This window comes from Ferruginibacter sp. (assembly GCF_049840995.1).
In the GTDB taxonomy this organism is placed as follows: Bacteria; Bacteroidota; Bacteroidia; order Chitinophagales; family Chitinophagaceae; genus Ferruginibacter.
This window is the reverse complement of the sequence record NZ_JASGIP010000006.1, coordinates 715947-731110: the sequence shown is the minus strand read 5'-3', so window position 1 is coordinate 731110 and position 15164 is coordinate 715947. Positions and strand designations below refer to the sequence as shown.

12 protein-coding genes are annotated in these 15164 nt (G+C 42.2%); 4 read left to right on the top strand and 8 right to left on the bottom strand.

The window, feature by feature from the left end:
- Window positions 1–20: 20 nt before the first annotated feature.
- Together QM738_RS18245 and QM738_RS18240 are read right to left on the bottom strand one after the other, a co-directional pair.
- Window positions 21–419 (bottom strand): hypothetical protein, encoded by a 399-nt coding sequence (locus QM738_RS18245; protein ID WP_462278169.1) that lies wholly within the window; start codon window positions 417–419, stop codon window positions 21–23.
- 86 nt (window positions 420–505) lie between these two features.
- A complete protein-coding gene (locus QM738_RS18240) occupies window positions 506–6679 on the bottom strand; it encodes an alpha-2-macroglobulin family protein (protein ID WP_462278168.1) in 6174 nt (2057 codons plus the stop codon).
- Between the two features lie 241 nt (window positions 6680–6920).
- Between QM738_RS18240 and QM738_RS18235 the strand changes: the two genes are divergently transcribed.
- Window positions 6921–7406: a hypothetical protein gene (locus QM738_RS18235; protein ID WP_462278167.1), complete on the top strand. Its 486-nt coding sequence runs from the start codon at window positions 6921–6923 to the stop codon at window positions 7404–7406.
- An 89-nt stretch (window positions 7407–7495) separates the two neighbouring features.
- Here the strand turns inward: QM738_RS18235 and sucD are convergent, their stop codons facing one another.
- Window positions 7496–8371: a succinate--CoA ligase subunit alpha gene (gene sucD / locus QM738_RS18230; protein ID WP_462278166.1), complete on the bottom strand. Its 876-nt coding sequence runs from the start codon at window positions 8369–8371 to the stop codon at window positions 7496–7498.
- Window positions 8372–8588: 217 nt separating this feature from the next.
- Between sucD and QM738_RS18225 the strand changes: the two genes are divergently transcribed.
- The 3 genes from QM738_RS18225 to QM738_RS18215 all read left to right on the top strand — a co-directional run bounded on the left by QM738_RS18225 (window position 8589) and on the right by QM738_RS18215 (window position 9863).
- Window positions 8589–9059: a hypothetical protein gene (locus QM738_RS18225; RefSeq protein WP_462278165.1), complete on the top strand. Its 471-nt coding sequence runs from the start codon at window positions 8589–8591 to the stop codon at window positions 9057–9059.
- A gap of 43 nt (window positions 9060–9102) precedes the next feature.
- A complete protein-coding gene (locus QM738_RS18220; RefSeq protein ID WP_462278164.1) occupies window positions 9103–9525 on the top strand; it encodes a hypothetical protein in 423 nt (140 codons plus the stop codon).
- Window positions 9526–9689: 164 nt separating this feature from the next.
- Entirely contained in the window at window positions 9690–9863 is a 174-nt protein-coding gene (locus tag QM738_RS18215; protein WP_462278163.1) for a hypothetical protein, read from the top strand.
- A 12-nt stretch (window positions 9864–9875) separates the two neighbouring features.
- Here the strand turns inward: QM738_RS18215 and QM738_RS18210 are convergent, their stop codons facing one another.
- The 5 genes from QM738_RS18210 to QM738_RS18190 all read right to left on the bottom strand — a co-directional run bounded on the left by QM738_RS18210 (window position 9876) and on the right by QM738_RS18190 (window position 15114).
- The gene (locus QM738_RS18210; RefSeq protein ID WP_462278162.1) at window positions 9876–10685 is read right to left on the bottom strand and encodes an ABC transporter ATP-binding protein; all 810 of its coding nucleotides are present in this window, start codon (window positions 10683–10685) and stop codon (window positions 9876–9878) included.
- 111 nt (window positions 10686–10796) lie between these two features.
- A complete protein-coding gene (locus QM738_RS18205; RefSeq protein WP_462278161.1) occupies window positions 10797–11534 on the bottom strand; it encodes an MlaE family ABC transporter permease in 738 nt (245 codons plus the stop codon).
- A gap of 110 nt (window positions 11535–11644) precedes the next feature.
- Window positions 11645–13999: an NADP-dependent malic enzyme gene (locus QM738_RS18200; RefSeq protein ID WP_462278160.1), complete on the bottom strand. Its 2355-nt coding sequence runs from the start codon at window positions 13997–13999 to the stop codon at window positions 11645–11647.
- A 150-nt stretch (window positions 14000–14149) separates the two neighbouring features.
- Window positions 14150–14338, bottom strand: coding sequence for a hypothetical protein (locus QM738_RS18195; RefSeq protein WP_462278159.1), 189 nt, complete (start codon window positions 14336–14338; stop codon window positions 14150–14152).
- A 287-nt stretch (window positions 14339–14625) separates the two neighbouring features.
- Window positions 14626–15114: a PaaI family thioesterase gene (locus QM738_RS18190; protein WP_462278158.1), complete on the bottom strand. Its 489-nt coding sequence runs from the start codon at window positions 15112–15114 to the stop codon at window positions 14626–14628.
- Window positions 15115–15164 lie beyond the last annotated feature (50 nt).

The following is a 15164-nucleotide window of genomic DNA, read 5'->3' as shown; positions in this document are numbered from 1 at the left end:
ATTATTGCAGTGTATAAGCATTACATGGTCTCCACGGCATCTTTATGCCGTGGGCGCCAGATGCAATAATAATAGATGAGAAAAAGCAGGCCGATACAGAATGGTATCATGGCGCTTTGCTTGCCGGTCAATCCAAACAATAATATCTTTTCATCAAACTTAAAAAACTCACTGATCATCCAGAAGCTGTTGGCGCTTATCCAGAATACGATGGCAAAATTGTGGCACACTTCGCTTATGAACTTTTTGTTTTTAAAAGCGATCCAGATAGCGATCACGAGTGTGGGAATGATCATGATGATACCCAGCGGCCGCCATACCATGCACCAGCTGATATCTTTGAACAGCCAGAATACGATATGGAGGTTTTCCATTTTACGGAACTTTAATGGAATGGAATAGTTTTGGTTGGAAGACATGAGCAGTTATAAATTATGAATGATGAGTTATGAGTTAAAAATACAAAAACAATCAGCAAAATTCATAACTCATCATTCATAACCCATCATTCTACGTTTACCCTGGTACCTTCACTATGACTGGTAAACTCCGGTGCATACATACATTGTATACTGGTAATACCATTGCTGAAATTGCCTGTATGTGTAACAAATAAAGGATACTCAAAAACATAGGTGCCGCGGTTCAGCCATCCAAAAAAGAAATTGGTACTGGCATCTTTGGTGCTTTCGTAATAACCGAGTCCGCCCTGGTATTTGTATTCGCTCAATACATTTACCGGTTCCATGCAGGCCGCCCGCATATCTTTCATGTGTACATATTCCATATCACGATCCACTTTTAATACAATACGCACTTTTACTTTATCACCTACTTTTAATACAGCGCCATCAGACAGCGCTTCCAGCACCGGGCCTTTATCGGTATTTCTTTCTACAAACAATTGCTTCTTTAATTTCAACGGTGTTTCGGATGGCGTGATCTTATCGAGGTCTTCGAAGTATTGCCAGTAGACGGAGCCCCAACCCCCTAAATCCCCCTGGAGGGGGACTTGTGAAGCACTTTTAGAATTTGTGGTTACTACTATGTTTCCCATTGCCGGTTTTATTTTGTCGGCTTCGATGGTTTTTTTGAAATAACCGGTGCCGGCTTCGGTTGCGGCATCGGTACTTTTTACGGTGGTATTACCCAATTGTATCGTTACTTCTTTTTCTTCACTCAACCAGTTGCTGCCATTCAGTAATAATGCATAGCATGCTTCAGCTGTGGCCTTGGTGGTCTTCCAGTTCTGCGTTTGTTTTTGTTTCAACAACCATGTTTTCAGGTCGTCAATCGTAGCATTGTTCTTATCAATATCTGTAAATGCTTCTATCATCATGGCCTGGCTTTCGATAGGTGCCTGGTACCAGTAATACCCGCCAGTGGTCCATTCTTTCCAGTACATGCCCATTTCTTCTTTTATGATCGCATTTTCTTTCAGTGATTTAATAATGGCTTTTGGTGTAACCTCGTCTTTGGTACGGTATAAGCTCAATGCGATCATAGCCTGTGTATATTTACTTTGCTTCAACCAGAATTTTTGTGATTGACCACGGTAATAATTATAGGCAGTAAGGAATGGATCCTGGATTTTGTATTCCGGGAAAAAGCTGCGCAGGTACAGGTATTGCACCTGTATATCGCTAAGATTGTTATTGGACAACTTTGCCTTATAACGTACCAGGTTATCAAAATCCTCTTTTATTTTTTGGTCGAGATAAGCAATACCCCTGTCTACAACTGGTTTTAGTTTTTGATACGCATCACCACCCAGTGCTTTTAATTTTCTTAAATGGCCAATACCGGTAATGATGTATTGCGTGATATACCGGTTATCAGGACCGCCTTTGAACCAAACAAAACCACCATCGTTACCTTGCATATCCTTTAATGCATTGAATGCCTTGCTGGTCTCGCTGCTCATTTTTACCATGTCGAACAGCAACGCGATATTTTTCTTTTGCTGTTGCTCATTCTTTGCTTCCAGCACCCAGGGTGTTTCCTGCAGCAATACTGATTTCAGTTCTTCATTCTTCTGCAGGTTCGATAATAATGCAGCTGTATCCACGGTCTTCCATTTTTCAAACACCGCTTTTATTTTGGGCGTGCTGTTACTGATGTAAGTGGCCAGTACGTTAGCATAGTAACGGTTAAAGGTTTGCTCGGCACATTCGTAAGGATATTCCATTAAATAGGGGAGTGCCTGCACCGCATACCAGGCAGGATTGCTGGTATACTCCACCGTTAGTGCGTGATTTTTTATAGTCGAACTTTTTTCGCTGTTGATCAGTTTATCGAATGTAAAAGTTTTACTGGTTTGTTTGCGCATATTCAGCGGCATGGATTCTGTTACCAGCATGCGGTTGGTTAATACAGGCAAGGCCATTTCCTCGCCATCGCTGGCATTGTTTGTTTTAGCCACAATGCGGTAGCTCATGGCGCTGTTGAAATTGAACGGCACCTCCATCGGGAATTTTACAACGGTGCTTTGCCCGGCCGCAGCTGTAAAATATTGCGTAGGAAAAACATTCTTGAACCAGCCGTCCACCGGTTTGTTGGTGGCAGCATCTAATAACTCCAGTTGTGCAGTGCCGGTAACTTCACTATCACCCAGGTTCACAATTTTAGCAGTGAATTCCATGGCATCACCTTCGCGTAAAAAACGCGGCGCATTGGGTTGCACCATCAATGGTTTTTGGGTGATGGTGGTAGCTTCGCTGTAACCGCTGGCCAGGTCTTTGGTATGCGCCAGGGTCATCAGTTTCCATTTGGTCAATGCTTCCGGAATAGTAAATTCAAAACTTACATTGCCTTCCGCATCTGTTCTCAGGTCGGGGAAGAAGAAAGCGGTTTCGTTGAAGTTCTTGCGCACCTGTACGGCGTCGTTGTTTTGTGAGCCACTTTGTGCATCTCCTCCTACTCTTAAAAAAGGAACTGCTGTAGTAACCACTTCAAGGTTTGGTGCTGCCGGTTTTGGAACTTTCATCTTCCTGTTATTTTCACTATTGCCAACATTCAATCCAGCTACCTTGCCCTGCAATGCCATTGAAGCAGGTGCAGCAAAATCAAATCCGCCATTGTACCGTGCATCGGGATTCAGGTCGTGCTGAAAATTTCTGCTAACAAAGTAATCCCAATCATAATCCCCGTAAGCTACACCACCAAAATAAGCCAGCTTATCATAGGTTTTTTTAAATATCCCCGGGTTGTATGTTTCCATTTTATTATAGGTTTCAGCATACACTTGTGTAAAACCTTTTTCAATCCAATTGAGGGTATTAAAATAATAGGGCCAGATATTGATCCTGCTCCAGCTATGTTGTTTAAACTGGTCGAGTGAGGCATCGTACATACCGGCCAGCATTTCTGCTGCTACTTTTTCGCCTTTATTACCGGTGATCTTTACTGTCCATTTTTCATTGGCGCCAGGCAATAATTTATCCCGGAAAGTACTGTAAGCAATATTCAACTCTTTATTGCTCCAGGGAATACTGAATTCCTGCTCTTCCTTATACACCCTGTTATGCTGTACAAAAACATAATTTACAGCCATGCCGCCACGCCTGTCTTCTGTAACTACATAAGAAAAATGCTGCGGCATATTTTTTTGAACCGTATGATAAGATATACCCGGATTTTGATTGACCGTACTCATAGTATGTATCATCCATACATTATCAAATCCTGTTGATACGTTGTATTCAATATTTTCTCCCGGTTGATAGGATTGCTTTCGTGCATCGATCGTAATTGCCTCCCCGCTGCCGGCCTGTTGCTTACTATCGATGAGCTGTACATATTTTTCTGCCTTTACTGTCTCACCATATTTATCTTTCGTGGCTGCAACGATCTTGTACCAGCCTGCGGTGAATGATGAACGGGGAATATTGAATATCGAATTTTCGGAAGTGCTATCGGTAGCTTCAACTACTTTATCACCTAAAGGCCAGCTGCTCTTTTTGTCTTCATCTTTATAAATATCATAGGGAAAATAAGAGGAGAATTCATCTTTACTCATCACAAACTGGTCGGGCATATCCCAGTAGCGCTCGCGGTAAATTTTTCCCGGCGATCTTAATTGTGTGATGGTAACATGAACGCTGGCTTTTTCAAAAATATCATTCAGGTTAGTGCTGCTGATCTGTAGTTTTTTCAGACTGTCAGCCGTTATTTTTTCAGCCATATCAATATTCAGTTGCAGCATTTGGTAAGCAACAGCAACAGATGTGCTGCCGCTTCTTGTTTCGCCATTGATGTCTGTAACATCTGCACTGACCTCGTAATTAAAAACGGGTTGGCTTTCTTTGCTCACACTTTCGTCAGGTAATGCTTTAAAGGTAATAGTGAAGCCACCTTTGCTATCGGTTGTAACTTCGCCATTGGTAATTTCTGTTTGATCGTTGCCAGTGTAAAAAGATTTACTACGGCCCCTGCTGGAGATATAACCCCATTGCCACCAGATGGGGTAACGCACTTTACGTACCACCCGGTATTTTACTTTGGCGTCATCAATATTATTACCGGCGTATGCTTTTGCAGTACCAGTAATTTTTATACTGTCATTCAGCCGGTAGGTGCCTTTCGGTTTTTCTATCTCGGTAAAAAATTTCGGCCGTTTGTATTCTTCCACACTGAAGTATGCATAACTATTGGTAACAGAATCGAAGAGGCTGAAGTTACCATTCAATACTCCTTCGGGCAATTTAAACGATCCTTTAAAACTGCCGAAGTCATTACCTGTAACGGATAGTTCAGCTGTTTTTTCATCATTGGCATTGCGTAAAACGATCTTTGTTTTATACCCGGGTATCACAGCGCTTTTGCCGGCATCTTTCTCGGGTTTTACAGCAATGCCTTTAAAATACATTGTTTGCCCGGGGCGGTAAATGCTGCGGTCTGTAAATAAAAATATACGAGGCGTGGTTTTTGGCGCTTCGTAATCGTTATAAACATTATAACCATCTGTATCATCTAAAAATAATTCATCGTTATTATAACTTACCTGTAATGAAAAATTCCTGTAACTACTGCTAAGCCTCATTTTAAACATCCCGTTCTTATCTGTGCTGTATTTTTCTGCTTTTTCTTTGTCCCACCTGCTGCTTTGGGAGCTGTAGTTCCTGTCCCATACCTGTACCTGTGCATTAGCGATTGGTTGACCATTATCGCGGTGCAGTACATAATATTCATTGTTGCTGTTGCGGATGTAACTGATATTGCTTACATAAATCACCTGGCTGGTGATAATGTTCTTTGCGAGTGCAAAATTTTCTTCTATGCTTGCAAGCAGTAAGTAAATGCCGCCACCCAGTCCATCTACCTTTACTTCAGTACTATGTTGCTGAAAATCGTTCAGGTCAGGCAAAGTGGAACTCCAGCTTTTAAATGGTTTCAGCGCTACAAAGCCTGACCACATCTTTTCGTAGTTACTGCGATCTAAATTTTTAAGTTCATCAGTTGATGTCTTTATAATGCGGAAATAAACTTTAGAGATATTCTTGTACCTTACCAGCGAACGGAATGGATCGTTGATCGTATTTACCTCTTCCGTTCCGATACTTAAAGAAGGTTTTGTTATTAAAGCAACAAGATTCCTGCAATTGATGGCACCTTCACTTTTCGGAAATTTTTTTATCGCTGCATCACATAATTCTTTCGCCCTTTTTAATTCATATTGGTGGATTGGCCTTGTGTTGGCTTCGTATTGTTCGCCACGGCGATAATAGATAAGGGCTCTTGAATAAACAGCCTGCGCTACCAAAGGATTATCCTGAAACCTCGTTTCTATATCTTTCAAAGCTTCTTCATAACGTTTTTCTTTGTCATCAAGTACAGTATAATTATATACAAAATTCAGTCGTAGAAGGTCAGCATCAAGCAATGCATCAGCCTTTGTATCGTTTAAATGAAATTTTAAAACATCCTGCAATATCAGCAAGGTATTATACTGCAGCGATGCAGTATCCGCTGTTTTAAAAGAAGCATTTACAAATTCAGCGGCCGGTGCAAATGCTATGGGATCGTTTATTTTAAATTCGTAAGCTGGTTTGGTTACCTGGTCTTCGCCTGTTTTAAAATAAGCTAAAGCACGATGTGCAAGAAAATCATATAATGTAGGCAGTAACTGATCTGTATTTTCGCCTTTAACTATTATTGGTAAAAATGCATCCAGTTTGGTGGTTTTTAAAAGCGTTTCATTTTTTAAAGAAGCTTTGTAGAGTTTTGCGATGGTATTGTTCAGCTTATCAATGCTCCAGGTGCTGATATCTTTGCTTTTTTCTTCTTTGAACGCTGTGCGGTCGTAAAATTGCCAGCGTTCATGTTGCAGGTAATACCAGAACATTTCGGCCTGCATGCTTTGTAAAATATTCTTTGCCGGCGATTTTGCTTTAGCTATCAAAGTGTCCACAAAGAAAATATTGCTCTCGTCACCATCTTCTTCCAAAGTATTGCGGTATTTGACCTGGTACATACAGCTTTTTATCTGCTGTGCATCATTATTATCTTTTACCGCCAGGTTATAAATGGCGATCACTTCTTTCAAAGCAGATTTTGTAAGCCCTTTCTCTTCCAGGAAAGCAACCTGGTTCCAGTTCTTTAAATATTCATTATTAGTTTGTGCCATAGTGGTGAATGTGATACCGGTAAGGATGACCAGCAATATTTTTTTAAGAAACATAGGAACTTATTTTAATTACAATATACAATATTAAGAACACGAATTATACTAATTGCACGAATTGTGAGAATTACACTAACTGATGTAGAGTGTGGTTTTTTTTCATAAATAAAAGCGGGTTTTTTCTTTAACGTTTTCTTAAGCCGTTTTTTGGCATGCGGCACAGCGTTTGAATAATACAGGTCAAGCAGGCAAAAAATAAAATCTGCGCATGTATTTATCACTTTAAAATTTTACTACAATGAAAAGAATCTTTACTTTCTTAGCCGTGATGGCAATTGTTTCATCTGGCTTTGCACAAATGCAGAATGGCGACCGTGGCCCAAGATATGGCGAACGGATAGCCAGCTACCGCAGCAGCGCTTTGGTATTGAGCGCTTACACCGAAAAGCGTTTAACCGTAATGGTTGACAACATGCTGTACGAACTGAACGGCAGCAACAGCAATCGCAGGTTTGATAACTTCATCAACATTGCATCGCTGGCACCCGGTAAACACAGTATCACTGTTTACGAAAGCAGGAATAGCTTTTGGGGTAAACAAAAACAGAGAGAGATATATTGCTCTACCCTGTTCTTTAAACCCGGTGTTGAAACATCGATCAGTATCGGAAACAACGGCAGGGTAAATATTGGCGAAAAGCCAATTTTCCAGAATAGTGGCTATGGCCGTAACGACGACTGGAGGGATAAGGACAGGAGATGGGATAACGACGGACATCATTAAGCGATTTCCCTTTGGATGCTACATAAAAAAGACCTCCCCGATTGGGGAGGCTTTTATTTTTTACACCGGCGAACCGGGTCGTTATTTTATTATTTCTTTACAGCAGCTGCCATTGTTTTACCAATATCAGCCGGGCTTGCCACTACATGGATACCGCATTCTGCCATGATCTTCATTTTAGCAGCAGCTGTATCGTCGGCACCACCTACAATTGCACCTGCGTGGCCCATACGGCGGCCCGGAGGCGCTGTTTGCCCGGCAATAAAGCCTACCACCGGTTTTTTGTTACCCGTGCTTTTAATATAATTCGCGGCTTCCGCTTCCATACCGCCGCCAATTTCGCCGATCATTACAATGGCATCCGTTTCAGGGTCGTTCATAAACAATTCCACGGCTTCTTTAGTGGTGGTACCAATGATGGGGTCGCCGCCAATACCGATAGCGGTTGAAATGCCCAGTCCGGCCTTGGCCACCTGGTCAGCCGCTTCGTAGGTCAAAGTACCAGATTTGGATACGATACCGATCCTGCCTTTTTTAAAGATAAAGCCCGGCATAATGCCCACTTTGCACTCTTCGGCGGTAATAACGCCGGGGCAGTTAGGGCCTATCAGGCGGGTGGTTTTGCCCTGTAAATAATTTTTAACCTTTACCATATCCTGTACGGGAATGCCTTCGGTGATACAAACCACCAGGGCAATACCGGCTTCTGCTGCTTCCATAATGGCATCGGCTGCAAATGCCGGGGGTACAAAAATGATGCTCACATCAGCTCCGGTGGTCTTAACCGCATCGGCTACTGTATTAAAAACCGGCTTATCCAGGTGGCTGCTGCCGCCCTTGCCCGGGGTAACACCGCCCACCAGATTGGTGCCGTATTCGATCATTTGAGTGGCATGAAAAGTGCCTTCTGTACCGGTAAAACCCTGCACAATTACTTTGGAGCTTTTGTTAACGAGAACTGACATGGTTCGATCAAGAGTTAATTTGGTTAAAAATGTGGCGCAAAGATAGGGCAGACGGGTTATTATAGAAAGGATATTTTGAAACGGGCTTTACAGCCTTGATGGAGCGGCATTGGCGACGCTCCGTTCAGCATTTTAGCATCAATTTGGCTTTTATAAAAGTGGATTTTAGAAAGGGGTGTTTAAATTTAACTACCTGGTAATCGCCCAATCTAATTATATGAGAATATTGATAACCTCTTTGTTTTTTGCAGCCCTCCTTACAACGGTTAAAGGCCAGTCGTCATTTGCAGGTGAATATAAAATGACCCAGGCGATGCCTGATAGCTCGCTATACGCTGTTACGTTAAAATTGAATTGCAATGCTACTTATTCTATGGCCACAAATGGTTTCGATTCTTCACGAATATTTTACGGCAAATGGAAAATGAATAAAAACGACCTGATGCTCACAACCGATTCAATGGTCAATAATGGAATAACTTATAAGGCCAATAACAGGTTGGTGTATGAAAATATAGATAACAGGTTTCATTTAAAATCTGTTTCACGGAAGGATTATAATGATATGATCAAAGAGGTAAAAAAATATTTCCCTCAAGCAGTAGCAAGCAAGAAAGGTTTCGAAGATTATGAGCGACAACAAAAAGCTTCATACTATGAAAAAGTAACCAGGTATGATTGTAAATGAGTAAAGCTGCGATAAACGCCCCTATTTTTACAAAAAAAGCTTTGTGAAGAAAATAATAAGGATTACAATACTGGTACTGATAATTTTTTTTGGTGCTGTTGCAATTAAAACCACCTATGACCGGCATGTAATAACTTTTATGGACGACTGGATGGATTATTATGTGTTTTACATCCTCGTTGCTTTAGGCATCATTGCTTTTCTTATTGAACAACACTATTATTTTACCAGTAAAAAGCTAAAGGAATTTATGATGACTGCAATTGCAGCCTTATTTTGTATCATCATCGGCATACCACTTATACAACGTGCATTGACTGATGAGGCTGATTTATTGTTGATGGTCTCCGGCCATTCCAACGCCAATACAATACGGAGGTTTGAATTTAAAGAGAATAAGAAATTCAGGTTGATTGAGGGAGAGGGAATGTCCTCGAAACTTTATTATGGGGCATTTTCAAAATAGGGAGATACTATCAGGATACTGGAGTCAAATTACGGTAATGATATAAAGCTTCCGAAAATGGGTGTAATAAAAAATGACACAGTGTTTTGGGATAATCGTGATACCACGGAAGTATTCAGTATGCTTCATTAAGCATAATGATAAAATACTTTGAAAAATAAATTATGGGACTAATAAGAGAACCTAAAGGAGTTGATTTGGTAGTAGGGCCTTCATCATTAACTCCGGCAGACAAAAAAATGATCAGCGCTATCATTGCTGATTATAAGAAAACCGGTAGGGTGCCGGTAAAATCTGTCGCGAAAAGAGGTAAAAAACACACGACTATTAAAGCTTAGCCGTGCAGCTTCTTACTTCAGCAACTCATCCATATTCCTGTCATTATCAATTTTTCCTTTTGCTTCCAGCATACGCATATCTTTTGCATCCTGCAAAAATTCAGAAGCAAAAATGAAACTGTTCAGGCGTTCATTTTTAGAGAAAATAATTTCCTTGTTATTACCCGCCCATTCCTTCTGGCCCTGGTACATGTAGAGGATGTTCTCGCCGATCTCCATCACACTGTTCATATCGTGTGTGTTGATCACCGTGGTCATGTTGAATTCCTTGGTGATCTCGTAAATGAGTTTGTCGATCACCATGCTGGTCTGCGGATCCAGCCCGGAATTGGGTTCATCGCAGAATAAGTATTTCGGATTGAGCACAATGGCCCTTGCAATACCTACCCTTTTTTTCATACCACCACTGATCTCGGCAGGGTATTTTTTATGGGCATCCACCAGGTTCACCCTGGCCAGTACTTCGTCTACCCGTTTATGTTTTTCGCTGGTACTCATGCCGGAGAACATGTCTAAAGGAAACATCACGTTCTGTTCCACCGTCATACTGTCAAATAAAGCGCTGCCCTGGAACAGCATCCCGATCTGCTGGCGCAGTTCTTTGCGGTGCTCCTCGGTCATATCTGTAAAGCTTACGCCATCATAAATAATTTCTCCTTCATCCGGCTCAAACAATCCTACCAGGCATTTTTGCAGCACCGTTTTACCACTACCACTGGTGCCGATAATAAGGTTGCACATACCGGTCTGCATTGTATGACTCACATCATTCAATACCACTTTATCGCCGAAGGATTTTTTTATATTCTTAAATTCGATCATACCCCAACCCCTAAAGGGGCTTTTATACTCTGCCGGTTGAGAGTGTTTTATTTAATACAAGTTACTACATATTCGTGAGCCCCAAGTTCCCCCTTTAGGGGGCGGAGGGGGCTACAGGAACAACGCTGCCAAAATATAATCGGCAAACAATATCATCACACAACTTACCACCACACTCTTCGTGCTGCTGCGACCGATCTCCAAAGCGCCGCCCTTTACATAATATCCATAATACGCAGGAATGCTGCTGATGATAAAGGCAAAAGTAATGGCCTTATACATTGCAAACCGTACGTTGAAGGGCATAAAATTTTCTATCAAACCACGGTCGTAGGTATCAGTAGAAAGTATACCCGAAGCCGTACCCGCCAGCCTGCCTCCCCAGATGCCTAAAGCCATTGCAAGAATAACGAGCAATGGAATAGTGATCAATGCTGCGGCTATCTTTGGCATGATCAGGTATGCCCTGGTATTGATACCCATTATTTCCAGCGCATCGATCTGTTCGCTTACCCGCATATTACCCAGTTCGCTGGCAATTTTACTGCCGATAACACCGGCCAGTACGATACAAACCAAGGTAGGAGCAAACTCCAGTATAACGGTGTCGCGTACAATTTGTGCAATAGTGGATTTAGGGATGATAGGGCTTACCAGCTGGTAAGCTGTTTGCACAGCACTTACCGCACCCATAAAAACAGAAATGATGACCACGATGCCGAGGGCGCCAATGCCTATTTCCACGCACTGGTGCATGAATTCTTTCCAGTACATCTTCATGTTCTCGGGCTTGCTGATCATGCCCTTTAACATCAGTAAGTAACGGCCGAAATGGGTGAAAAAAGTCATACTGAATTTAGATTGGCGATTTCAGATTTCAGATTGATTATTTAGATTCTGTCGCCCAAAATGCTTTGATGGTTCAGGCAAATCTAAAATCTAAAATCCGAAATCCAAAATTACATGTCGTGGCTGGTTTTCTTGAACCTCTTCCACCATTTGCTTTTTGTAACTGCATCCTGTGTATCGGTGGTCTTACATTTCAACTGTGCATCCACTACTGCTATCAATACCATGTTGAATATAGACCTTATTGAACTACCCAGTTGCAATACGTGTACCGGTTTTTTGAGGCCTAACAGAACAGGCCCTATAGAGTCCGCCCCGCCTACTTCCTGCAATAAATTATAAGCAATATTACCGGCTGACAGGTTGGGGAAAATAAGGGTATTGGTTTCCCCATTCACCAGTTCGGTAAACGGATAATTTTCCTTTAATATCTCTTTATTAAAAGCGAGTATACCCTGCACCTCGCCATCACAGATAAGCGTAGGGTCTTTTTCTTTTACGATCTCCCTTGCCTTACGTACCAGGTGTGCTTCTTCGCCATCGCTGCTGCCAAAGTTGGAGTAGGAGAGCATGGCCACACGGGGTGTGATATTGAACTGCCTTACCTCTTTGGCTACCAGCAGGGTTATCTCCGCCAGTTCTTCGGCGGTGGGGTTGAAGTTGATAGTGGTATCGGCCAAAAATAAAGGTCCCCGCTTGGTGAACATGATATACATGCCGGCGATCTTTTTTACACCATCTTCGGTGCCGATCACCTGCAAGGCGGGTTTAATGGTATCAGGATAATTCCTGCTTAAACCGCTGATCATACAATCTGCATCGCCTGTTTCCACCAGCATGCAACCGAAATAATTGCGGTCCTTCATCGCCTTGTAGGCTTCATATTTGTTCATACCGCGGCGCTGGCGTTTTTCAAAAAAGATATCGCCCATTTTTTTGCGCCATTCTTCATACGCATCATCTTTAGGATTGATGATGGGCATGCCTTCAATATCCACCGCATTATCCAGTGCCAGTTTCTTTATCCTTGTTTCATCGCCCAGTAATATCGGGTAGCCCACACCTTCTTCCTGCACCAGTTGCGCCACTTTTAATACCTTGGGATTTTCAGCATCCGCAAATACCACCCGTTTAGGATCTTTTCTTGCTTTATTGCCAATTACACGGCTCAACTGGTTATCCAGTCCCAGCCTTTTATTCAGCTGCAGTTCATATTCCTCCCAGTTATTAATAGGATATTTTGCCACGCCGCTTTCCATAGCCGCTTTTGCAACAGCAGGAGCTACGGTGGATAACAACCTGGGGTCAACCGGTTTAGGGATGATATAGTCAGGACCGAATGAAATGGTCTTTTCGTTATACGCCAGGTTCACAATATCGGGTACGGGTGCTTTTGTCAGTTCGGCCAAAGCCTTTACGGCGGCCAGTTTCATGGCTTCGTTGATGGTAGTGGCACGTACATCCAGCGCACCGCGGAAGATATAAGGGAAACCCAGTACATTATTCACCTGGTTGGGATAATCGCTGCGGCCGGTGGCCATAATGATATCCTTACGGGCAGCAGTGGCCGCTTCGTAAGAAATTTCAGGATCGGGATTGGCCATGGCAAATACAATAGGATTTTTTGCCATGCTCTTCACCATTTCGGGGCTTACGGTATTACCGGCGCTTAAACCAATAAATACATCCGAATCTTTAAAGGCTTTGGCCAGGTCATAGTCCTTGTATTTTTCATCCACGCAAAATTCCAGCTTCTGTTCTTCCACATCGGGACGGCCTTTGTATAAAATACCTTTCCGGTCGAACATCATAAAATGTTCGGGCTTGGCGCCTAATGAAACGTATAATTTAATGCAGGCCATCGCAGCCGCACCGGCGCCATTCACAACAAAACGTACTTTTTCAATTTTCTTTTTCTGCAGATCCAATGCATTCAGCAGGGCAGCCGCGCTGATGATGGCCGTACCATGCTGATCATCGTGCATGATGGGGATCTTGCAGCGTTTTTTTAATTCCTGCTCAATATAAAAACACTCCGGCGCTTTGATATCTTCTAAATTGATACCGCCGAATGTTGGTTCCAATGCCTGTACAATCTGCACAAATTTTTCGGGATCGGTTTCGTTGATCTCGATATCAAATACATCGATATCGGCAAATATTTTAAACAATACCCCTTTACCTTCCATCACCGGCTTGCCGGCTTCGGGACCAATGTTGCCCAAACCGAGTACAGCTGTACCATTGCTGATAACACCTACTAAATTGCCTTTGGCGGTGTATTTATATACATCTTCGGGATTGGCGGCGATCTCTAAACAGGGGGAAGCAACGCCGGGGGAATATGCTAAGGAAAGATCTCTTTGTGTTTTGGCTTCCTTGGTAGGTACAACTTCTATTTTTCCAGGCCTGCCTTTAGCATGATATTCCAGGGCCTGTTGTTTGCGTAATTCATCTTTTTGCATAAAACATGGTTAATGGTTCATCGTTCGTGATCAATAAAAAGCAGTGATGATTCATCAAGCTTTCGTATTGTGCGGCTGATACTTTTATCCCAATTTGCCGGGTTATTGAACTTTGAGGGTGCAAGTTAGGAAAATTGAAGGACAGATAGCCTATTCTGAAAAAGCGGTAATAAGTGAATAGAAGAGGGCAACAAGCAATATGGGTAAGATCCCCAAAAGGAAAGATAATAGTTCATCCAACCATGAAGGAGCAACAGCCCTTTTTTTATCCCAAAAAATGTCCCAGTCGCCCCAAGCCACAAACGTAAAATCTTTATTGATATATTTTTCTGCTACCATTTTTTTATGGATGAAAAATGCGTTGAGTTTTTTATAATACACTTGCAGTGTTTTTAAAAGCGCAGCATATATAGCAAAGATGCTGCTATAACAGGCGGAAGAAAAAAACTGTTTTTGCAGTAACAATAGCGAACAGGTTATAAATGCAAGGGAAAGGACAATTGTAATAACCAGGAATTGTTTTAAGTAACTGTTGTATATTTTTTGCGTATAAAAAAAGAAAACAATAAAAAAAACAGCAAAACACAAAATTATCAAAACCGTATTCAAAGGAATTGAGAGGTTCATTAAGCAACACGTTTTGCTTTAAAACTCCAGGTCACCAAAAACTCTGCCACTACTTCGCCGGCATTGTTTACACCGGTGCTTTTGGTGGTGATGGTCTTTCCTTCGCCGCTGGCAATGGCGGCTTCAATTATTTGTTTAATGGCGGGGCCATCGCTGCAGGTAAACGTGGTGCGGCCCACTGCTTTTTTAATAAAAGTACCGCTGATATTCACCACCAGCATGCTTATCGCCGGTGTTCTTTTATAAATATGCGCCAGGCAAAGTGTGCCGGTGCTCATTTCGGCAGCCATGCTGAGGCAGGCAAAATAAGTGCTCTTAAAAGGATTTTGGCTGAACCATTTGTAAGGAACCGTAACAACACATTTATCTTCATCTGCAAAACGCACCCGCACGCCGGCAAAGAACGCACTGGGCACTTTGAGGAATGCGTATAGTGCGAACTTGAAACGGTTGTTGATGAGTTGAAGAAATTTGTTAGCGGCAGGCATTTTATTTTAGATTTTAGATTGCCGATTGCAGATTTTTTTTGGTTTGTAAT